Below are 20,733 nucleotides of genomic sequence, written 5' to 3'. Positions count from 1 at the left end.
CGAGCGGTTGCCAATCTGGGAATCGCCTCAGTGCTCACGGTCTTTCTCGGGGCGTGCAGCAGCTTCAGCCTGTCGCCCTCGAGCCCGGTCGCGACCGAGCCTGGCGTCGAGCCGGAGGTGCCGGCGACGATCCGCCCTGACGAGCTCGTCGGCAAATGGGGGCTGGCCTCATATCAGAACCCGGCAGACCGCCCCCGCACCGAAAAGATGGCCGTGGCGCAGTGCAAGCAGCCTTATACGATCGGTGCCGGCACCGCGGGCGGGGTGGTGATGCATCTGGCTGACCAGGCGACGCCGCAGGAGCTCCGGCTGAAGGGTTCGTCGAGTGGCAAGAACTATATCGGTCCTTCGGGACCGCCAGGCGGCGAGCAGGATCGCGAAGTGCTCTCCTTTGACGGGCGTGTCCTGGTGACCCGCTTCGTCGACAAGGATGCTGCCACCCGCTACGGCAACATGGTGTATGTCCGCTGCGGGCCGCGGGCCTGATCGCAGCCAGCATCCGCTGAAATGAAAAACGCCGGCAATGTGCCGGCGTTTCCGTATCTCGCGATGTGCCGCCGCCCGCTCAGTTGAACATGGCGTCGATATCGTCCTGCGAGGCATGGCCGACGTCGCCGTCCGTCTTCGGTCCGTTCAACAGCCTTGCATCGCCCTCACGGGTGTCGACGATCGGCGGCGCATGGGCCTTGATGGCATCGACCCCGCCCCAGATCTCCATCATCACCACGATGTGGTGCTCGATGAATTTCATCGTGGTCATCACCTTGTTGATGCGCTGGCCGGTCAGGTCCTGGAAGTTGCAGGCCTCGAAGATCGAGACCACGCGCTCCTGGATGTCCTCGCTCAGGATCCTCTGCTGGTCCGCGGAGTCGACTTTGGCGAGCGCGCTGGCCGCCTGATCGATCGCCTCGGCCGCCTCGAGGATCTGCTGGGTGGCCTGTTCGGTGCCGCCGACCACGGCGCCGAGTTCGCCGTTGACCCTGGCCATTTCCTGTCCGTCGAAGCTTTTGGCGTGGAGCACGGCGATCTCGCCCTTGGTGCGGTTGATCGCGTCATGGATCAGGTCGAGCTCGACCTTGAGCTTCTCGCACTGCTCGATCTGCGCACGATAGGTCTCGAGCAGCGCGCGCGCTTCGGCGACCTCGCGGGCTGCGGATTCCTCGATTGCTGCGTTTGAAGAGTTGTTGCCGGCGCGCGTGGCATTTGCCATCTGCGCGCGGATTGCGCGGAGCTCGTCCATGATTTCCTTGTGCTGAGGCCCGATTTCGCCGCCCATGAATTGGGGCTCCGGCATATGGCCGATAATTCCTTCTTCGATACGAAAACGCTTGCGAACCGACATGAGATGATCCCTGTCCTTAACGTCCGTCTGTTCTAAGCGGAGGCTATTTAACATCGCGTTCACGGCCGGAACTGATAGGTGCACGCTTTTGCCGGTGCCGATAGCCACCGGTTAACCATGCGGCTGTGCCCTTCATTGAAAATAAACGCTAGCAGCCGAATCCGGCCCGACCTGGCGCGATGGTGAATCCAAAGCCGGTTCGCGTTTACCAAACCAACCGGGTTTTGATCTTAATTGGCGGTATGCGGGGGCGTGTTCTCCCCTCGCGCGCGATGAACGGTCTTCAAGACGAAACAGTACAGAGTACGTCGATGTTCAGGTCCATCCTCTCAGCGCTGCTCGCCGGCGCAGGTCTTTCTTGTGCAGCGATCGATCAGGCAGCGGCGATCGATGCCGCAGGATTTCAGCAGCCGACGGTGATCTATGGCGGACCACCGCAGCAGAGCGCACCGGTCCGCTCCGCCTATGTGGAGCGGTCCCGCATGGGCGGCGGCTTCATCGAATTCCTGTTCGGCGACCCGCAAGGGCGCGGCTATCGCAACGACGCGGAGCGGCCGATCTATCAGCAGCAGCCGTCCTATTACGAGCCGCAGCGTCCGATGGAGCCGGGTGCAGCACTTCCCGAACAGGAGGAGGCCTATGACCCGCAGCAGCGGCCGTTCGACCCGAAATACGAGAAACAACTCGTTGACTATGATGGCAAAGAGCATGCGGGCACGATCGTGATCGATACGCCCAACAAGTTCCTCTATCTGGTTCAGGGCGATGGCAAGGCGTTGCGATATGGGATCGGGGTCGGCCGTCCGGGCTTCACCTGGGCGGGCGTGAAGACCATCACCAATAAGCGCGAGTGGCCGGATTGGACCCCGCCTGCGGAGATGCTGGCGCGCCGGCCGGACCTGCCGCGGCACATGGAGGGCGGCCCACAGAACCCGCTCGGCGCGCGCGCGATGTATCTCGGTTCATCGCTCTACCGCATTCACGGTTCCAATGAGCCCTGGACGATCGGCACCAATGTGTCGTCCGGTTGTATCCGGATGCGCAATGAGGACGTGATCGACCTCTATGGCCGGGTCAACGTTGGTACCAAGGTCATCGTGCTCTGAGCCTCAGCCGGGCATGAAGCGCAAAAAGGCCGCCCGCGCGGGCGGCCTTTTCTTATCTCAGCTCTGATCTCGACGGCCAGGCAGGCGGGACTACGCGTAATCGCTGCCGTCGCCACCGTCGTTGCCGTAGTCGTCGGAATCCATATCCATGTCGTCGCGGTCGTTGCCGCTGTCGTCATTAGAGGCCTGGTCGAACAGGCCGGAGCGGCCGCTGTCGCCGGAGCGGCCGATATCATCGATGCCGGCATCACGCGCCAGCGAACTGCCCGATTGATCGCTCCAGGGCGAGGTGGTCTCCGGGCGTTCCTCGATGATGGTGGTGTCGCCGAAGGCCTGATGCTGGCCGCCGCCCATCATGTTGCGGATGCTCCCCAAGAGCAGCGAACCACCGACCATGCCGGCTGCCGCGGCTGCCGCGGTGCCGAGGAACGAGCCACCGCCGCCACCGCCGCCGAAGACGCCGCCGCGCGGCTGACCGTAGCCGCCGCCTTGGTCATAATAGTTGGGCTGGCCTTGATAGTTCGGCTGGCCTTGCGGCATCACCTGGCCGCTGTTCCACACCGGACGGCTCGGCGCATTCGGAGGCGGCACGTTCGGGACCGAACCGCGGGATTGGCCTGAGCCGAAGATCGTGTCCCGCATCGAGTCCAGGAAGCCGCCAGACTGGCTCTGCTGCGGCGCCTGCGCCTGCTGTTCCAGCTCTTCGATACGGGCGTTGGCGCGCTTCAATGCTTCGTCCTGCACCAGCACGGTCTGCACCAGCGGATAGACTGCGTGCGGCGCGCGCTGCAGGCCTTGGGAGATAACGGCGGCAGCCTCCGGATCACGCGGCGCACTCTCCAGCTTGGCGAGCCGGTCGAACAGATCGTCGATCAGTTGGCGTTCTTGCGGGGTCATCAGATCCTCCTGCCGCTTGCCTTGAACCGCTGTGGCAAGGCGCGAGCGGAATCTATGGGTGCTTTGTGTCGGGGCCAGTGGGGGTCGGATTAATTTTCTGTATGCGACGATGTGACCGGACGCCCGCTCGTGGCCGCTAGTCCAGCCGGACCGCGTGCGCGGCGAGCAGCTTCGGAAAATCTTCACCCGAGAGATAAGCGTGTTCACGTTCGCGCTGCACGGTCAGCGGGTCGAGCTCGACCAGAACGTCATCAACAAAGCCGGGATGGCACATGACGAGGCCGTGCTCGGGCAAGCCGTCGAGAAACCCGTGCATCAGCGTGCCGAAGTCGGAGGTCCGGTTGAAATCATAGGCGCCGGCAAAGGCCGGGTTGAACGTGAGGTCGGCGCGCCTGGCGCGGCTCCGGAATTGCGCGCTGAGCAGGTCGAGCAGCAGCGCCTTGGGCGCGGTCAGCCTTTGTGCCAGGGGCGCATTGCGCCCGCCCTGGCGGACCCAGGCCGACGGCGCCGACTGCTTCACCGCAGCCAGGAAGCCGTCAGAAACCTGCGGGTAGAGCTGTGCATGTTGGTGGCCGTCGACGAAATCAGGTACCTGGCCGAACAGCTCGCCAAAGGCAGCCAGCTGCACCATCACTTCGGCGTGGATGATCTCGGGATCGAGCCGCCGCAGCAGCGCGGCGCGGAGCAGCTTCGGGAACGGCGGAAACATGCCGCCGTCATTGGGGCGGAAATGCATCGTCAGCGGACGAAACGGCGCCGTCAGCGTCACGTGCAATCCGATCGCGCAACGCGGGCTGTCGGCGGCGACCTTGCGCAGCTCGGCGGCCTCGTCACGGCTGATCGCCGGACCCACCGTCATGACCGAGGTCGCATTCAGCCGTCCGCGCCCGATCAGGTCACGGATGGCGCGGTTCACCCCGGGACTGATGCCGTAATCATCGGCGCACAGCCAGATGCGCCGGTGCGCCTCGTTCATTCGGCGGCGGTCCTTTCGGCATGACCGGAGGCCGCATCTGCAAGGCGCTTTTCGCTGTGCTCGGCAACGAAATAGATCGGCCGGGCTTTCAGCTCGGAGAGGATCTTGCCGATATACTCGCCCAGCACGCCGATCATGATCAGCTGGACGCCGCCGATCGTCATCAAGCCGACCACGATCGAGGGATAGCCCGGCACGGATTTGCCGGTCGTGAACGTCTCCCACAGGATCGACAGACCGAACAGGAATGCGGCCGAGGCCAGCAACAGGCCGAGCAGGCTGGCGAAGCGCAGCGGCGCCACCGAAAACGACGTCAGGCCTTCGATCGACAGGCCCAGCAGCCGCATCAGATTGAATGTTGTCGCGCCGTGTGCGCGTGGCGCCGGCTCATAGTCGACGCGGATCTGGCGGAAACCGATCCAGCTCGCCAGCCCCTTGAAGAAGCGGTTGCGTTCAGGAAGCTGGCGCAGGGCGGCCACCGCGCGCGGCGAGAGCAGGCGGAAGTCGCCGGCGTCTTCCGGGATCTTCTGTCGTGCGCCCCAATTGATCAACGCGTAGAAGCCGTGCACCGCGATGCGCCGCAGCAACGGCTCGTTATCGCGATGGGCCTTGGCGGTGTAGACGACGTCATAGCCGTCGTTGATCCAATGCGCGACCAGCTGCTCGACCAGCACCGGCGGATGCTGCCCGTCGCCGTCCATGAACATCACGGCGCCGCGCCGGGCATGATCGAGCCCCGCCATCAGCGCGGCTTCCTTGCCGAAATTGCGCGAGAGCGAGATGACCTGGATGTCGAGCGCGTCGGCGGAAAGATTGCGCGCCACCGCAAGCGTATTGTCGGAGCTGCCATCGTCGACATAGACCACTTCGCAGGCGAGCCCGAAGCGCTGCCGCAGCGTGCGTGACAGGCTGTTCAGGCGCTCATGCAGCGCGATCAGTCCGGCCGCCTCGTTGTAGACGGGGATCACGATCGACAGCCCCTGCGCAGCGGCATCGGCCTTGGTCGTGGACAGGTCCGAAACGTCAGTCCCTAGCATCATCGGTCAGGTTCCCAGGCCCCCGGGCAATACCCGCAACATATGGTAGTCGCGACAACCTGTCGCTACGATGAACGGCGACTTATGACCGCAGGAAGGCGTCCAGCTTCGCAAATAGCGGGTTTTCGCGGTCCAGCACATAGTCCAACGAGGCGACCGACACCGTGTCGGCGCCATGGCTGCGCAGGAAGCTGCCGAGGGCGTAGATCTGCGCCGGCGGGCAGTGCAAGGTCAGCATGCCCGAGGAGGTCGGCTCGCCGAACGGGGCGACCACGCCGAACCGGTTATGCGCTTCGGTCAGCATGGCGGCGTCACAGCCTTTGAAGCGGGTGCGCACCTCGCGGTATTTGCTGGCACGGGCGCGCGCGTGGATGTGGTCGAGAATGACCCGGGCGCTCTCGCGCGCGCCGTCCGACCAGTCGGCCTCGCGCGAGGCGACCAGATTGGCCTGGCTGCGCAGGATCACGCCGTCGTCGAGCACCTTCAATCCGTTCGCGGCCAGCGTCGTCCCGGTGCTGGTGATATCGACGATCAGTTCGGCGGCGCCCGCGGCGGGCGCGCCTTCGGTGGCCCCGGCACTCTCGACGATACGGTAATCCACCACCCCATGCGCAGCGAAGTAGTTGCGGGTGAGGTTGATGTATTTGGTCGCCACCCGCATGCGCCGGTTGTGCTGGGCGCGAAAGCCGGTGGTGACGTCGTCGAGATCAGCCATGGTGCGGACGTCGATCCAGGCCTGCGGCACGGCGATGACAACATTGGCGTGGCCGAAGCCAAGCGTGTCGATCAGCAGCACCCGCTTGTCGGCATCCGTGATGTTCTCACGCACGAGATCCTCGCCGGTGACACCGAGATGCACCGCGCCGCGCGCAAGCTGCGAGGCGATGTCGCTGGCCGAGAGATAGGCGATCTCGACATTGTCGAGACCGGCGATGGTGCCGCGATAATCACGCGCGCCGCCGAGCTTGGACAGCGCAAGGCCGGCGCGGGCGAAAAACGCTTCCGCGTTTTCCTGCAGCCGTCCCTTGGAGGGGACGGCAACGACGAGGGGCGCGCTCATGACACTCTCCCGCGCGCGGCGATACTCGAACCATTCGCTTGCGCCAGCGCTTCGATCCAGATCGAGAAGCCGACCGCCGGGATCGGCGATGGGGCACCGAGCTGGCTCAAAAGGCCGTCATACCGACCTCCAGCCACCAGCGGCTCGGCACCGTTACCCTTGCGGTGCAGTTCGAACTCGAAGCCCGTGTAATAGTCCAGGCCGCGACCGAATGCGGTGGCGAAGCGGACCTTCTTGATGTCGATGCCGCGCTCGACCATGAAGCCGACCCGGGCCTCCAACTGATCGATCGCGGCGCCGATGTCGAGCTTGGCGTCGCTGCTCAAGCTCCGCAGCTGCGTGATCGCCTCGTTTGGAGCGCCGCTGATGGAAAGAAACCGCTTGAGCACGTTGAGCGCATCGCGGGGCAGGGCACCGCCCTTCAAGGTCGATTGTTCGAGGAAGCGGTCGGCGATCTCGGCCACCGTGCGGCCGCCGACGGCGGTGGCACCCGCAATCGACATCATGTCGGTGACCAGTGCCAGCGCAGCCTTCCGGTCACTGCCGGCGAGTGCGGCCAGCACGCCCTCATATTCGTTGCGGGTCGCCAACGAGGCCTGCGCGAGCCGCTCCAGGTCCTGCTCCAGGGTGATCTTGCGATTGAAATCCTTGATCAGTCGGCGCCGCCAGACCGGGTAGAGACCGAGCGCGTCGATCAAGGCGATGAACAGCGCCACGTCGCCGGTCCGAATCTCAACATCGGCGATGCCGACAGCCGCGATCGCCTCCAGCGCCAGCGCCAGCATCTCGGCATCAGCGGCCGCACGGTCCTGCCGTCCGAAGGATTCGACGCCGGCCTGAAGGAATTCGCTGGGCCTGCCGCCGCGGTAACGAAACACCGCTCCCAGGTAGCTGAAGCCGGCCGACTGGCCGGCCTCGGGTGAACGCAGATAGTCGCGAGCGACCGGGATGGTCAGGTCGGGCCGCAGGCATAGTTCCTCGCCATTGGCGTCGGTCGTGAGGTACAGGCTCTTGCGGATATCCTCGCCCGAAAGGTCCAAGAATGGCTCCGCCGGCTGCAGGATGGGCGGCTCAGCCCTGACATAGCCGGCCTGGGCGAAGGATTGCAGCAGTCTGTCCGCCCAGGCGGCGGTTCCGGTCATCATCGTCGGGTTCCAAATCGGGCTCGCGCTACGCGGGCGCGCGGCCCCCTTAGCATGCCAGAACCGCGGTTTCGACAGGGAACGGGCGCGGGTCAGCCCAGGAACGGAGACGGTCTTAACAGGGATTACCCCTGCCAGTCGCCAAGCACGGCCTGGATCAGCGCCAGCGCAGCGACGCCCGCAGTGTCCGCCCGCAGGATGCGCGGCCCAAGAGCGAGCCGGGCCAGCCGCGGCTGCCGCAGCAGCAGCGTCCGTTCCTCCTCCGCAAAGCCGCCTTCGGGACCGATCAGCACGTCGATGCCGGCGGCCGGCTCTCCCACGTCCCGAAGCGCCTCAAGCGGGCTCGCCACCTCGGCGGCCTCGTCGCAGAACACCAGTAAGCGTTGAGCCGAGCGCTGGCTGAGGAAGCGCTCGAGCGGCACCGGATCCGTCACCTCGGCGAGGCTGAGAATGCCGCACTGCTCGGCCGCCTCGATCACATTGGCGCGCATGCGCTCGCCATTGACCCGCGCTACCTGGGTGAAACGGGTGATGACCGGCTGCAGGCGGCAGGCGCCCATCTCGACGGCCTTCTGCACCATGTAGTCGAGGCGCGCGTGCTTCAGCGGCGCGAACACATACGCGACATCGGGCAGGCGATCCTGCGGTCGGGTCTGCTCCTGCACGGTCAGCTGTTCGGCGCGCTTGCGGCCGGCGATTGTCGCTTGCCATTCGCCATCGCGGCCGTTGAACACAAGCACGCGATCGCCCGTCGACAGCCGCAGCACGTTGCCGAGATAGTTGCTCTGGTCGCGTTCGAGCGCGACCGTCTGGCCCGTGCTCAAGGCCGCATCGACGAACAGGCGCGGAGCGGAGAAGTCGTAAGCGGGCATGCGATTTGTTCGGGATGGTGGGAGTGAGATTGCGCGGAACCCGCGCTTCTAGGTAGAAGGTGGCGGAAGTCTCGACTCCTGTGAGGAGGTTGTCTTGATCGTCCGCGTGCTGATCCTGGCGCTTGTCGTTGCAGTGATATTTCGGGCACAAGCGGCTCTGGCGCAAGGCACTTTTCCAGCGCCGTTGCCTGGCCATACAGGTGATTCGGCGCTCCCATCGGGGAATGGCCCCGGGGCAGCGCCTATCGATCATCTCACCAGCCCGTTTTCCGGCGCGACCGGCCCAGTTGGTTCGAGCGAAAGCTGCAGGACGGAGTTCTTTCCGCTGCGCGAGGAGGCAGAGCGGCGTGGCAAGCTGATCAAGGCCGCAAGCGACCGGCATGCGCCGCCTGACGAAGTCTGCCGGCTGATCGGTGCGTTCGAAGACGCCGAAGCCAAGATGATCAAATACGTCGAGGCTACCGCGCAGGCTTGCAGCATTTCCGTGCGGGTGGTCGACCAGCTCAAGGGTGGACACGAGACGACGCAGCGTCTGCTTCAGAAGGTCTGCGACGCTGCGAAGCGCATGCGCCCGGCCGGGCCTGCCGGTCCGAGTGGCGATTTCGAGCCGTCGCGGCCTCCTCTTTAAATTCTAACTAGTTCCGAGCATTGCTGGCCGATTGCCTCATTCAGGGGGGACGGCGCAATGCTGGCCGCGCCCCGCTCCTGACAGATTTCCCGGGTCTATTTCCGAACCAAAGTCGCGTGCTCCCGGCCGACGTTCCTGCGAGGACGTCCGGGAGTGACTGATGCGCGGGCGGAGGACCGAGTTGATGATCAAACGTTCGTTGAGACCGCTCGTGGCCCTCGCCGCGATGGCGCTGGCTGGCCAGGCTTTGGCGCAGGGATCATCCCCTGGGGCTGCCCAGACCGGCTTCAAGCCGCCCGAGAGCTGCCTCAAGGAATTCACGCCCTTGCGCGACGAAACGCTGCTCCGCGGCAGGCTGATCAAGGCGGCGGGCGAGCGCCATGCCCCAGATGCGGAGGCTTGCCGGCTGGTGCATGATTACGAATTGGCCCAGAGCAAAATGATCGATTTTGCGATGGCGCATGCACAGACCTGCGGGATTCCGGCCAAGATCACCGATCAGCTCAAGGCGGGCCATGAGAGCACCGTGGCGCTGATGAAGAAGGTCTGCACCTTGACGCAGCGGGCGCCCGCAGGGCCTGGCGACCGCGCTTCGTTGATCGAGCCCGTCGGTTTCAGGATCGCGACCCGACCCACGGCTAAAGAGAACAATGCTGAACCGTCGACACTGGCTGCCGTGATTCGCTTGCCCGAACTCTGATCGCAGTTGCACGGGCCGGGTTTGGTCCGAAACGGCCCTTTTGGGTGGTGGACTGCGTCCCTGCGCCGCGCTGCTCACGAATTCGGCGGTTGTTTACAACTGAGAGGAATCGTAAAAGCCCCTGAATCCGATCGCGCTTTGATCCGGAAGCTTGAAGGACAGCTTGGTCTTGCCGGAGAACCAGCCTTGATCATCCGCAGCTTGATTGTGCCGCTCGCCGTTGCTGCCGTGCCCCTGTTCGCGGGGCAGGCGGCTGCGCAGGGCGGGTTCCCTGCGCCGTTGCCGGGGCAGACGCAGACCAGCAGTTCACCCTTTCCCCCGGTCAATGGCAATGGCGGCGCCAGCGTCGCCGCGCCGGCGGCACCGTTCCCAAGCGGAGGCACGGCGCCGTTCGGAGGAGGAGGCGGCTTCGGGGCGGCTCCTCCCATGAGCCGCCCGCAGGGGGGAGCAGCCGATAACTGCATGAAGGAGTTCGTGCCGCTGCGCGAGGAAGCCGAGCGGCGCGGCAAGCTGATCAAGGCGGCGAGCGACCGCCATGCGTCGCCCGATGAAGCCTGTAAGCTGATCGGCAATTTCGGCGCGGCCGAAACCAAGATGATCAAATACGTCGAGCAGCATTCGGCGAGTTGCGGCATTCCGTCCCAGATCGCCGATCAGCTGAAGGCGGGTCATAAGAACACCGAGGCGCTGCAGAAGAAGGTCTGTAACGTCGCCGAGCAGATGAAGCAGCGCGGACCGGCCGGTCCGACCTTGAGCGATGTGCTGGGGTCATCGGCTTCGCTGCCTGAGGCCAACACTGAGAAAAAGGGCGGATCGGCGTTCGATACGTTGACCGGTAACGTTCTCACGCGATGAGCGACACGGCCGCACGCGTTGCTGACGCGACCGGCAACTGGGTCGATACCACTGCACCGCAATGGGCGCGGCCCTATCTGAGGGTCGCGCGCTACGATCGGCCGATCGGATCATGGCTGCTGCTGATGCCGTGCTGGTGGTCGGCCGCGCTCGCGTCCGGCATCGCGCACGATCTTTCCCGGCTGCCGCTCTGGATCGTCCTGTTTTTCATCGGCGCCTTCGTCATGCGCGGCGCCGGCTGTACCTGGAACGACATCACCGATCGCGATCTCGATGCCATGGTCGAGCGCACGCGCTCCCGGCCGATTCCGGCGGGGCAGGTCACCGTCAAACAGGCGCTGGTCTTTCTGGTCGCGCAGGCCCTGATCGGCCTGGTCGTGCTGCTCCAGTTCAACTGGTTTGCAGTCGCAACTGGTATCGCCTCGCTGCTGATCGTCGCCGTGTACCCGTTCATGAAGCGCATCACCTGGTGGCCGCAGGTCGTGCTGGGTCTCGCCTTCTCCTGGGGCGCGCTCATGGGCTTTGCCGTGGCGTTTGCGCGCATCGACCTGACTGCGCTTCTGCTCTACGCCGGTTCGATCTCGTGGGTGATCGGCTACGACACGATCTACGCGCATCAGGATGCCGAGGATGATGCGCTGATCGGAATCAAATCGACGGCGCGCCTGTTCGGCGCACGCACGCATCTTGCGCTGGTCGTGTTCTATGGGCTCGCGGTGGCGCTGATCGCGGCTGCGCTGATCTTGGCGGGCGCGCATCTGGCGGCCTGGATCGGGCTGGCGGTCTTCGCGGCGCATCTGGCCTGGCAGATCGGCCGGCTCAGTATCGCCGATACGGCGCTATGCCTGCGGGTGTTCAAGTCCAATCGCGACGCGGGCTTGTTGCTGTTCGCCGGCCTCGTTGCTGACGCCGTCCTCCGTTCGCTGAATTAGTTCCGGGCGATGATCTCGCGCTCGCCGTGATGAACGGTCGCGCCATCGAGCAGCTCACCGGTGCGGCGGCGCATCAGGAAGCGCGGGCGGCGCGCGCGAATCGCGTTGCGGCGCCGGCGCCGTGGCGTGGCCTCTTTCGTCTTGTCGTGAAGCTGCGGCAGCGCGAAGGTTTCGCTCCACATCGCCCAAGCGGCCTCGATTTCGTTGTCGTCGATGCTCACGCCGAGCGGGATGCTCAGCGAGGGGTCGCGGTGCACCAGCACCAGCATGTGCGCATCGTCGATCTGGCGCAGCGCGATGCCGCGGAAATCGCTGACGCGAACGTTCACCGCCATCCGCATGCCGCTGACGGCGCGGCGCAGCACCACCCGTTCGCGATGAAGTTCGACCTGCCTGATACCGCCATCGGCACGGATATCGTGCGTCGAGAACGAGACGGGCAGGGAAAGAGGGTCGAGCCGCAGGTTGCGGCCCGACCCAGCGGAATTGCTTCCGCCTGTTGCTGTTTGACGCCTCACGGCTTGGTCTCCCCGCCGGGATTATGTTCCCGGTCGATGCGTGTGACCTTGCCACGGCACCCGCCCGTTTCTGCTTAAAAAGCCTGGTTAATCAGGCGTGACGCGGCCTGCTCTTGTCGGCATGATTGACAAGAGCTTGGCTCGCATGATTGACGAGACCTTGCTGATTTGCCGACAATCTGACGCATGGTCCGCGGCTTACGGCTTGAAGTCCGCAAACCTCGGGCACATCTGGTCCGGATTGGCCACCTTCCACGCCATCGCACCGCTTAGGATCTTGTTCGTGACCGCTTCATCATCAGCTGCTTCGTCGACGAAAACCGTGCAAACCGACCTGTTCGATCAGTCTGCGCTCAGCGCGCTGGCCGAGCGCCTGGTGGAGGCGGCGCGCAAGGCGGGCGCGGATGCCGCCGACGCCATCGCGGTGCGCGGCATTTCGCAGGGAGTCGAGGTGCGGGATGGCCGCGTCGAGGAGTCGGAACGCTCCGAAGGCGACGATGTGGGTCTGCGGGTGATCGTGGGCCAGCGTCAGGCGGTGGTCTCGACCAACGATGTCAGCGGCGACGGCGTGGCACGCCTTGCCGAGCGCGCGGTGGCGATGGCGCGCGTTGCGCCCGACGACAAATATGTTGGCCTCGCCGATCCGGCGCTGCTCGCGCGCGACATTCCCGACCTCGATCTGCTCGATCCGGTGATTCCGTCGACGGCGGAACTGGAGCGGCGGGCTCAGGAGGCCGAGGCGGCGGCGCTGGGCGTCACGGGCGTGACCAGGTCCGGTGGTGCCTCGGCGTCCGCAGGCATCGGCGGCATGGTGCTGGTGACCAGCGGCGGGTTCCACGGCGCCTATCTGCGCTCGAGCCAGAGCATTTCATCGACCGCGATCTCCGGCGAAGGCACCGGCATGGAGCGCGACTATGATTACACGGCCGCGCCGCATGGCGCTGACCTGCTGCCGCCGGCGACCGTCGGGCGCAGCGCCGGCGACCGCGCGGTCGCCCGCGCCAATCCGCGCAAGGTGGAGACCTGCCAGGTGCCGGTGGTGTTCGATCCGCGGGTGTCCGGCTCGCTGGTCGGCCATGTCGTCGGCGCCATCAACGGCGCCTCGATCGCGCGCAAGACCAGTTTCCTCAAGGACAAGCTCGGCGCGCAATTGTTCGCCAAGGGCATTCGCATCATCGATGATCCCTTGCGCAAGCGCGGGCTGCGGTCGCAGCCCTTCGATGCGGAGGGCGTCAAGGTCAAGACGACCGCCCTCGTCGACGAAGGCGTGCTGACGACGTGGCTGCTCGATTCCGGCACCGCGCGTGAGCTTGGTCTCGTCACCACCGGCCACGCCCATCGCGGCGTCTCGTCCTCACCCTCGCCAGGGCCCTACAATCTGCATCTCGAAGCGGGCAGCGTGAGCCCGGCCGAACTGATGTCGGATATCAAGCAGGGTTTCTATGTCACCGATCTCATCGGCTCTGGCGTCAATGGCGTGACCGGCGACTACAGCCGTGGCGCTTCCGGGTTCTGGATCGAGAACGGCGAGATCACCTATGCCGTGAGCGAGGTGACGATTGCTGGCCATTTGTTCGAGATCTTCAAGTCGATGGTTCCCGCCAACGATCTGGAATTCCGCTATGGGGTCAATGCGCCGACCGTGCGCATCGAAGGATTGACGCTTGGCGGCCGCTGATCTCGAAACTTCCGACACGACCAGCCTGGCACACGATGCCGAGCTCCTGACCCGAAGCGTACGCGAGGCCGGCCAGCTCGCGCTGTCGTTGTTCGGCACCGACCTGCGGAGATGGACCAAGGGCGTATCGTCGCCGGTCTCGGAGGCCGACATCGCGGTCAACGACCTGTTGGAAAGCCGGCTGCGCGCGGCCACGCCGGAGTACGGGTGGCTCTCGGAGGAGAGTGCCGACGACGAGGTGCGGCTCGGCAAACGTCGAGTCTGGATCGTCGACCCGATCGACGGTACGCGCAGCTATCTCGGCGGGAAAGAAGATTGGTGCGTCAGCGTGGCCCTGGTCGAGGACGCCGCGCCAATCCTGGCTGCGGTGTTCGTCCCCGTCACCGACGAGTTCTTCTTCGCCGCGCGCGGGCAGGGCACCACGCGCAATGGCGAGATCGTCAGCGCCTCCGCGGGCACCGCGCTCGACCTGTCGCGTGTGGCCGGACCGAAACCGCTGGTTGAGAAGCTCGTGTCCGGATCGACCCGGATTGAACTTCATCCGCGAATCGGCTCGTTGGCGCTGCGGTTGTGTCGTGTCGCGCATGGTGTACTCGATGCCGCTTTTGCAGGCGGACAAAGTCGCGATTGGGATCTTGCGGCGGCTCATTTGATCGTGCAGGAAGCGAATGGTAAAATGACCGCATTGTCCGGCGATCCGATCCTCTATAATCGTCGGGATGTGGCGCACGGGGTGCTGGTGGCAGCCGGACGCGATCGACATGCTGAAATCGTCACGCATTTTCGAGACGCGTCCAAGCTCTGAGCCTGCGATCTGCGCCGATCAAATCGCCGCACTAGGAACTGTTTTCATGCCAGATAGCGCCTCTCAGCAGCTGCTTCACCTCGTTCTTGGTGGCGAGCTCGTCAACCTCGAAAAGAACGAGTTCAAGGATCTCGATAAGGTTGACGTCGTCGGGGTGTTCCCGAATTACGCGACCGCCTATGCAGCCTGGAGGGCCAAGGCCCAGCAGACCGTCGACAACGCCCATATGCGCTATTTCATCGTGCATCTGCATCGGCTGCTCGATCCGGGCCAAGACGCCAAGAACGACGCAAAGCCCGCGACTTGAAACAACTCATCCGTAATACGCTGCGCAGCAACTGGTTTCAGCGTGCTGTGGGCTTCCTCGCGGCCGAATACCTCCGCCTGGTGTGGCTGACCAACCGCTTCACCTACGAGCCGCCGGACGTCTACAGTATCGTCGAGCCGCAGATGCCGGCGATCTTCGCGTTCTGGCACGGCCAGCACTTCATGACGCCGTTCATCAAGACCAAGGAGAGCTATCGCGCCAAGGTCCTGATCTCGCGGCATCGCGATGGCGAGTTCAACGCCATCGCCGCCGAGCGGCTCGGCATCGGTACGATCAGAGGCTCCGGCGATCATGGCGCGGCCTTCCACCGCAAAGGCGGGGTCGGCGCCTTCAAGGAGATGGTGCGCGCGCTCGAGGACAATTATAACGTGGCACTGACCGCCGACGTGCCGAAACGCGCGCGTGTGGCGGGCCTCGGCATCATCATGCTGGCGCGGGAGTCGGGACGACCGATCATGCCGTTTGCGATGGTCACCAGCCGTTTCATCCGGCTGAAGAATTGGGACAGCACGACCATCAATTTGCCATTTGGTCGCGGCGCATTGGTGGGAATCAAGGAAATCAGCGTGCCGCCCGACGCAGATGCCGCCACCATGGAACAGCTTCGCCTGGACCTCGAGGCGACGCTGAACGAATGCACGCGCCGCGCCTATGAGATCATCGGCCGTCCCGAGGACTGCCCTCATGGAGCACCCAGTGCCTAATACGTTGCCGATGGCATTGCGCGTCTACCGCGGATTGTCCTCGGCTGCGGCTCCGTTTGCGCCTGCGGTGATTCGGCAACGGCTGAAGCGCGGCAAGGAGGATCCGGCCCGGATCGATGAGCGGCGCGGGCTGAGTCACGATCTTCGACCGCAGGGGCCGCTGATCTGGATCCACGGCGCGAGCGTCGGCGAAGTGCTGGCGGCGGCGGCCTTGATCGAGCGGCTGCGCGCGCGCAACCTGCGCATCCTCATCACGTCGGGCACGGTGACCTCGGCCGCGATCGTGGCGAAGCGCTTTCCGGCCGATGTCATCCACCAATACGTGCCCTATGATTCGCCCCGGTTTGTCGAGCGGTTCCTCGATCACTGGCGGCCCTCGCTCGCGCTGTTTATCGAATCGGATCTATGGCCGAATCTGATCCTGGCAGGGGCCGCGCGGCGACTGCCGATGGTGGTGATCAACGGCCGCATGTCGCCGCGGTCCTTTCCGCGCTGGCGGCGGATGTCCGGCACCATCTCGGCGCTGCTGGGCCGCTTCGATATCTGCCTGGCGCAGTCGAAAGCCGACGCGGAGCGTTTTGCGGCGCTCGGCAGCCGCAACGTGGTCACCACCGGCAATCTCAAGCTCGACGTGCCGGCGCCGCCGGCGGATCCGGCCAAGCTCGAGCGGCTGCGTTCGGTCACGCGAGGCCGCCCGATGATCGTCGCCGCCTCGACCCATCCGGGCGAGGACGAGATCCTGATCGCGACGCATCAAACGTTGTCCGGGTTCTTTCCCTCATTGCTCACCGTCATCGTGCCGCGGCATCCGAACCGCGGTCCCGGGATCGCGAACCTCGTCGTTGCATCGGGGTTGCATGTCGGATTGCGCTCGCGCGAGGAGTTGCCGATGGCGGCCACTGACATCTACGTCGCGGACACCATGGGCGAGCTCGGCCTGTTCTATCGGCTGGCGCCGATCGTGTTCATGGGCGGTTCGCTGGTGGCGCACGGCGGCCAGAACCCGATCGAAGCCGTGAAGCTGGGTGCGGCGATCGTGCACGGACCGCATGTGTTCAACTTCGGCGACGTCTATGAGGCGCTGGATAGCGCCGGCGGCGCATGGGTCGCCGATGGACGGGAAACCCTGGTCCGGCAGTTCGGTCAGCTTTTGGCCGAGCCGGATGCCCGTCATGCAGTGGCGACGTCGGGCGGTCAGGTTGTCGCGCAACTCGGCGGTGCGCTGGGGCGCACGCTCGCTGCGCTCGAGCCCTATCTCCTGCAGGTGCAGCTCGAGATGGGAGCTTCCATTGCGTGAGCCGGCCTTCTGGCATCGGCCGACGTCCTGGCAATCGCTTCTGCTTCGTCCGCTCTCCGCGCTCTATGGCGCTGTGGCTGCCCATCGTCTGGAGCGCACGGGCATCGATGCCGGTATCCCGGTGATTTGCGTCGGCAACTATCATGTGGGGGGCGCCGGCAAGACGCCGGCCGTCCTGGCGCTGACCGGCATCCTGCGCGATCTCGGCGAGCGCCCGGTGGTGCTCAGCCGCGGCTATGGCGGTCGGCTGCGCGGTCCGGTGATGGTCGATCGCGGCAGGCACAAAGCGGCCGATGTCGGTGACGAGCCGCTGATGATGGCGGCGCATGTCCCGGTGGCGGTGGCGCGAGATCGCGTCGAGGGCGTCGTGCTGGCGAAATCTCAGGGTGCGACCCTGATCCTGATGGATGACGGTTTTCAGAATCCGGCCGTGTCAAAGGATGTCGCGCTGATCGTGATCGACAGCGAGCGCGGCCTCGGCAACGCCAAGGTGTTTCCCGCAGGTCCCTTGCGCGCGCCGCTGCAGCCGCAGCTCGTGCGAACCGATGCGCTCGTGTTGATCGGACATGGGCGCGCGGCCGATCCGGTGTCCACCGCGATTGCCGCGGCCGGCAAGCCGGTGCTGCCGGCCAGCCTGCAGCCCGACGCCGGGATCGTGGCTGGGTTGCTGGGTAAGCCGGTGCTCGCCTTTGCCGGGATCGGCGACCCCGCTCGCTTTTTCCGGACGCTGCGTGCTGCGGGCATCGACGTGCAGCGGGAGCGGGCTTTTGCCGATCATCACCCGTTCACCGCAGAGGAGATCCAGGCGCTGATCGCTGACGCCGGGAGGGAGGGGCTAGGCCTGGTCACGACGGAGAAGGACCTGACGCGGCTGCGCGGAAGGGACGAACTGGCGTCCTTGGCTCGCGAGATCGCAGCCTTCCCGGTCACGCTGGAGTTCGCGGACGTCGCGATGTTGCGCAGCTTCCTCAGCGATCGTCTGTTCAAAGCGCGTCAGAAACAATTTCACGCCGCAGGCTGAACCGCGGATGCCTGGTCTCGCGATCGTTCAGCTCTGCGCCTTCAACGCGCCGGGAAAATGCCGCTGCAGAACGGCGCTTGGCACCGCATAGGCTTCCTGGAGATCGACGCTCCAATATTTCAGCTCGTCCAGCGGAATCCGTGCGTCGGTCACGGCGCAGCGCACATAGCTTCCCGGCGAGATCACGCGGAAATCGCCATCGAGATATTGCACCTGGGCCTCGCCCTGACCCGAAGGACCGAATTTGTTGAGCACGTCCCTGTCTCCAATCCCTGCGCCCTTGGTACGCAAAAACCATTGTCAATCAATATGTAGCATAGATAAGTCGCGCTGTCCCTTCCGCAAACCCACCGATTTGTGATGCTTATCGCCGAAGCCCCGTGCTAGCTAGGCTGCGGATGGTCCGCCGCTGATCCCGCGTCTCACCGATTGATGCGTTCCTTTGCAATATCAGCCGTTCTGCTGCTCTGCGCTGCCTTGTCGGTGGCGCAGGCGGAGCCGTCAGCCTCGCCCAACGAAGTCGAGATTCCCTCCGGCAGCACGGTCCTGCATGCGCAGCTGTTCAAACCCGACGGTGCCGGGCCGTTTCCGACCGTGATCGCGCTGCATGGCTGCGGCGGCCTGTCGGGCCGGTCCGAGCCGGTACTGCCGCGCTATCGCGACTGGGCCGAGGAACTGGTCAAAAAGGGCAAGGCCGTGCTGTTGCCCGACAGCTACGGCTCGCGAGGGCTGGGCCCGCAATGCCGGGTCAAGGAGCGCCGCATCAGCGGTCGCCGTGACCGTGTGGCCGACATTATCGCGGCGCGGAAATGGCTCGCGGAGCAGGATTGGGCGATGCCCGATCGCATCAGCCTGCTGGGATGGGCGAGCGGCGCCAGCGCGCTGTTGTGGGCAGTGCGCCCGCAGCTTCCAGAACATGTCGAACCGGACTTCCGCTCGGCGATTGCCTTCTATCCGGATTGCCGCGCATCGTCCGGCCTCGGCTGGAGCGCGCGCGTTCCGACCTTGATCCTGATCGGAGGCAAGGACGACGTCTCCTCGCCGCCGGCCTGCCGGCAGATGATCGATGGCGCGCGGGGCCGCAGCGCGCTGACGCGCATCGTGGTCTATCCCGGCGCCTATCACGATTTCGACCGCGCCAATCTGCCGGTCCATGCGCTGGCCGGCACCGATGCGGCGGCCCCCGAGCGCGGCCACGTCGGCTCCGATCCGGACGCGCGGGCCGATGCACAGAAGCTCGTGTCCGATTGGCTGGCGCGCTGAGGAAGGCGTACCGGAGCTAGAAAAGGCTTCCTTGGTCGGCGGGTTTCGAGACGCGCTTGGCCGTAGCCGTCCGGGCTTCGCGTGCGGACCTGGGGTGGTTTTCAGCTCTCGCCACTGCCGGCCGATCGCCATCCGCCGTGGCTGCGACCCGGCCGTCGGCAAATTCCAGCGACAGCGCAGCGCCAGGGCTGACATCCGCCGCGTGATGCAGCGGATGGCCCGTCTCGTCGCGCACCAGGGCAAAGCCGCGCGCCAGCACGCTGCGATAGGACAGCGCCATCAGCAGCTTCTCGTTGCGCTCGACGCGCGCCGAAAGGCGCTGCAGCGAGGTCGAAAGCGCCCGGCGCGCGCGCTCTGCCAGGCGCAGGGTGCGCTCACGGTCGCGGCCGATGGCTTGGCGCTGCGCCTTGGCGTTGGCCGATTTCGAGGCCTTCAGTCGTGCCGACAGGCTTTCACAGCGCTCGCGCCGGCTGCGCAGCAGCGCGCGCGCCGACAGCGACAGCCGCTCGGCAGCAACCACGAGGCGGTGGTCGGCGTGGCCAATCTGGGCGTGCAGCACCCGTAAGGTCAGCCGGGCGCTCGCCGCGGCAAATTGGCGGAAATGCACGTGGGTGTTGGTCTTGAGCGCGCGGGGCAGCCGGCCCCCGGCGGTATCGAGGCGTTGGCGCGGAATCGCCAGCAGGGTGCTTGCATCAGGCAGCGCGCGCGCCGCGGCACGCAGTTCGTTGCGCCGGTTCTCCTGGCCGCGCTGCCAGCACATCCGCGTCCGCCGCGCCAGGCTTTCGATCTCCTGGATCAGGTCGCTGCGCACCGGCACGGCCATCTCGGCGGCTGCGGTCGGCGTCGGTGCGCGCTTGTCGGATGCGAAGTCGATCAAGGTCACGTCGGTCTCATGGCCCACGGCCGAGATCAGCGGGATTGCGCTCTCGGCCGCGGCACGGACCACGATCTCCTCGTTGAACGACCAGAGATCTTCCAGCGAGCCGCCGCCGCGCGCGACGATCACGACATCCGGGCGGGGAATGCGGCCGTGTTCGGGCAGCGCATTGAAGCCGCGGATCGCGGCCGCGACCTGCTCGGCCGAGCCGTCACCCTGCACTTTCACGGGCCAGACCAGGACGCGGCGCGGAAAGCGATCTTCCAGCCGGTGCAGGATATCGCGGATGACGGCCCCGGTCGGCGAGGTGACCACGCCGATGACCTCCGGAAGCCAGGGCAGGGGCCGTTTGCGCGCAGGATCGAACAGGCCTTCGGCGGCGAGCTTCCTCTTGCGCTCCTCCATCAGCGCCATCAGCGCGCCGATGCCGGCGGGCTCCAGCGCCTCGATCACGATCTGGTATTTCGACGAGTTCGGATAGGTCGTGAGCTTGCCGGTGGCGATGACCTCCAGCCCTTCCTGGGGCTTGAAGCGCATGCGGTAATGCGTGCCCTTCCAGATCACCGCCTCGATCTTGGCGTTCTCGTCCTTGAGCGAGAAGTAGCAGTGGCCCGAAGAGTGAGGCCCGCGAAAGCCGGTGATCTCGCCGCGTACCCGGACATGCCCGAACTGGTCCTCGACCGTGCGCTTCAGCG

The 20,733-nt window shown here is 65.5% G+C and carries 23 protein-coding genes; 13 read left to right on the top strand and 10 right to left on the bottom strand.

Features of this window, described 5'->3' with window-relative positions; genetic code table 11:
- Positions 1 to 486 (top strand): hypothetical protein (locus BRAS3843_RS01250; RefSeq protein ID WP_050886323.1); only part of this gene is annotated, 486 nt, incomplete at its 5' end.
- A 79-nt stretch (positions 487 to 565) separates the two neighbouring features.
- Here BRAS3843_RS01250 and BRAS3843_RS01245 read toward each other — a convergent pair.
- The gene (locus BRAS3843_RS01245) at positions 566 to 1,342 is read right to left on the bottom strand and encodes a protein phosphatase CheZ (protein WP_008966858.1); all 777 of its coding nucleotides are present in this window, start codon (positions 1,340 to 1,342) and stop codon (positions 566 to 568) included.
- Between the two features lie 311 nt (positions 1,343 to 1,653).
- Between BRAS3843_RS01245 and BRAS3843_RS01240 the strand changes: the two genes are divergently transcribed.
- Entirely contained in the window at positions 1,654 to 2,448 is a 795-nt protein-coding gene (locus tag BRAS3843_RS01240) for a L,D-transpeptidase (RefSeq protein ID WP_008966857.1), read from the top strand.
- 90 nt (positions 2,449 to 2,538) lie between these two features.
- On the opposite strand, the gene BRAS3843_RS01235 is transcribed toward BRAS3843_RS01240, so the two are convergent.
- The 6 genes from BRAS3843_RS01235 to BRAS3843_RS01210 form a co-directional block, all read right to left on the bottom strand.
- Positions 2,539 to 3,345 carry a DUF2076 domain-containing protein gene (locus tag BRAS3843_RS01235; protein ID WP_008966856.1) on the bottom strand — a complete coding sequence of 269 codons (807 nt, stop codon included), beginning with the start codon at positions 3,343 to 3,345 and terminating at the stop codon, positions 2,539 to 2,541.
- Between the two features lie 136 nt (positions 3,346 to 3,481).
- The gene (locus BRAS3843_RS01230) at positions 3,482 to 4,321 is read right to left on the bottom strand and encodes a ChbG/HpnK family deacetylase (RefSeq protein WP_008966855.1); all 840 of its coding nucleotides are present in this window, start codon (positions 4,319 to 4,321) and stop codon (positions 3,482 to 3,484) included.
- Complete coding sequence (locus BRAS3843_RS01225) at positions 4,318 to 5,361, bottom strand: glycosyltransferase family 2 protein (RefSeq protein ID WP_035980516.1); 1,044 nt, start codon at positions 5,359 to 5,361, stop codon at positions 4,318 to 4,320. Before BRAS3843_RS01225 ends, BRAS3843_RS01230 begins: the two co-directional genes overlap by 4 nt.
- Before the next feature lie 79 nt (positions 5,362 to 5,440).
- A complete protein-coding gene (gene hisG / locus BRAS3843_RS01220; RefSeq protein WP_008966853.1) occupies positions 5,441 to 6,418 on the bottom strand; it encodes an ATP phosphoribosyltransferase in 978 nt (325 codons plus the stop codon).
- Positions 6,415 to 7,563, bottom strand: a complete 1,149-nt coding sequence (locus BRAS3843_RS01215; protein WP_008966852.1) for an ATP phosphoribosyltransferase regulatory subunit — start codon at positions 7,561 to 7,563, stop codon at positions 6,415 to 6,417. Before BRAS3843_RS01215 ends, hisG begins: the two co-directional genes overlap by 4 nt.
- Before the next feature lie 122 nt (positions 7,564 to 7,685).
- Complete coding sequence (locus tag BRAS3843_RS01210) at positions 7,686 to 8,432, bottom strand: 16S rRNA (uracil(1498)-N(3))-methyltransferase (protein WP_008966851.1); 747 nt, start codon at positions 8,430 to 8,432, stop codon at positions 7,686 to 7,688.
- Positions 8,433 to 8,526: 94 nt separating this feature from the next.
- On the opposite strand from BRAS3843_RS01210, the gene BRAS3843_RS01205 reads away from it, so the two are divergent.
- The 4 genes from BRAS3843_RS01205 to ubiA all read left to right on the top strand — a co-directional run bounded on the left by BRAS3843_RS01205 (position 8,527) and on the right by ubiA (position 11,547).
- Positions 8,527 to 9,060 (top strand): hypothetical protein, encoded by a 534-nt coding sequence (locus tag BRAS3843_RS01205; protein ID WP_008966850.1) that lies wholly within the window; start codon positions 8,527 to 8,529, stop codon positions 9,058 to 9,060.
- A gap of 184 nt (positions 9,061 to 9,244) precedes the next feature.
- Positions 9,245 to 9,760 (top strand): hypothetical protein, encoded by a 516-nt coding sequence (locus BRAS3843_RS01200; RefSeq protein ID WP_244425088.1) that lies wholly within the window; start codon positions 9,245 to 9,247, stop codon positions 9,758 to 9,760.
- 189 nt (positions 9,761 to 9,949) lie between these two features.
- Positions 9,950 to 10,615 (top strand): hypothetical protein, encoded by a 666-nt coding sequence (locus tag BRAS3843_RS01195; protein WP_035980518.1) that lies wholly within the window; start codon positions 9,950 to 9,952, stop codon positions 10,613 to 10,615.
- Positions 10,612 to 11,547, top strand: coding sequence for a 4-hydroxybenzoate octaprenyltransferase (ubiA, locus tag BRAS3843_RS01190; RefSeq protein ID WP_008966847.1), 936 nt, complete (start codon positions 10,612 to 10,614; stop codon positions 11,545 to 11,547). The genes BRAS3843_RS01195 and ubiA overlap by 4 nt, the downstream gene beginning before the upstream one ends.
- Here ubiA and BRAS3843_RS01185 read toward each other — a convergent pair.
- On the bottom strand, positions 11,544 to 12,065 hold the full coding sequence (locus BRAS3843_RS01185) for a DUF6101 family protein (protein ID WP_008966846.1): 522 nt from the start codon (positions 12,063 to 12,065) through the stop codon (positions 11,544 to 11,546). The two genes, ubiA and BRAS3843_RS01185, sit on opposite strands and share 4 nt — an antisense overlap.
- A 283-nt stretch (positions 12,066 to 12,348) precedes the next feature.
- Between BRAS3843_RS01185 and BRAS3843_RS01180 the strand changes: the two genes are divergently transcribed.
- Genes BRAS3843_RS01180 through lpxK form a run of 6 tightly spaced genes read left to right on the top strand, consistent with a single transcriptional unit; the run spans position 12,349 to position 17,898 of the window.
- Positions 12,349 to 13,743, top strand: coding sequence for a TldD/PmbA family protein (locus BRAS3843_RS01180; RefSeq protein WP_008966845.1), 1,395 nt, complete (start codon positions 12,349 to 12,351; stop codon positions 13,741 to 13,743).
- Positions 13,730 to 14,548, top strand: a complete 819-nt coding sequence (locus BRAS3843_RS01175; protein WP_008966844.1) for a 3'(2'),5'-bisphosphate nucleotidase CysQ — start codon at positions 13,730 to 13,732, stop codon at positions 14,546 to 14,548. The genes BRAS3843_RS01180 and BRAS3843_RS01175 overlap by 14 nt, the downstream gene beginning before the upstream one ends.
- A gap of 46 nt (positions 14,549 to 14,594) precedes the next feature.
- A complete protein-coding gene (locus tag BRAS3843_RS01170; RefSeq protein ID WP_008966843.1) occupies positions 14,595 to 14,855 on the top strand; it encodes a DUF4170 domain-containing protein in 261 nt (86 codons plus the stop codon).
- Positions 14,852 to 15,580: a lysophospholipid acyltransferase family protein gene (locus BRAS3843_RS01165; protein ID WP_008966842.1), complete on the top strand. Its 729-nt coding sequence runs from the start codon at positions 14,852 to 14,854 to the stop codon at positions 15,578 to 15,580. The genes BRAS3843_RS01170 and BRAS3843_RS01165 overlap by 4 nt, the downstream gene beginning before the upstream one ends.
- Positions 15,528 to 16,877, top strand: a complete 1,350-nt coding sequence (locus tag BRAS3843_RS01160; RefSeq protein WP_085966892.1) for a 3-deoxy-D-manno-octulosonic acid transferase — start codon at positions 15,528 to 15,530, stop codon at positions 16,875 to 16,877. The genes BRAS3843_RS01165 and BRAS3843_RS01160 overlap by 53 nt, the downstream gene beginning before the upstream one ends.
- Positions 16,870 to 17,898, top strand: coding sequence for a tetraacyldisaccharide 4'-kinase (gene lpxK, locus BRAS3843_RS01155; protein ID WP_008966840.1), 1,029 nt, complete (start codon positions 16,870 to 16,872; stop codon positions 17,896 to 17,898). Before BRAS3843_RS01160 ends, lpxK begins: the two co-directional genes overlap by 8 nt.
- 27 nt (positions 17,899 to 17,925) lie before the next feature.
- Here the strand turns inward: lpxK and BRAS3843_RS01150 are convergent, their stop codons facing one another.
- Positions 17,926 to 18,153: a DUF2093 domain-containing protein gene (locus tag BRAS3843_RS01150; RefSeq protein ID WP_008966839.1), complete on the bottom strand. Its 228-nt coding sequence runs from the start codon at positions 18,151 to 18,153 to the stop codon at positions 17,926 to 17,928.
- 177 nt (positions 18,154 to 18,330) lie between these two features.
- Here BRAS3843_RS01150 and BRAS3843_RS01145 point away from each other — a divergent pair, with 177 nt between their 5' ends.
- Positions 18,331 to 19,161: a dienelactone hydrolase family protein gene (locus BRAS3843_RS01145; RefSeq protein ID WP_008966838.1), complete on the top strand. Its 831-nt coding sequence runs from the start codon at positions 18,331 to 18,333 to the stop codon at positions 19,159 to 19,161.
- Positions 19,162 to 19,177: 16 nt separating this feature from the next.
- Here BRAS3843_RS01145 and xseA read toward each other — a convergent pair.
- Positions 19,178 to 20,733 (bottom strand): exodeoxyribonuclease VII large subunit (gene xseA / locus BRAS3843_RS01140; protein ID WP_035980513.1); only part of this gene is annotated, 1,556 nt, incomplete at its 5' end.

This window comes from Bradyrhizobium sp. STM 3843, from assembly GCF_000239815.1.
GTDB lineage: Bacteria > Pseudomonadota > Alphaproteobacteria > Rhizobiales > Xanthobacteraceae > Bradyrhizobium.
Note: the sequence above shows the minus strand (reverse complement) of the source record. Positions and strands in the feature narration are given on the sequence as shown.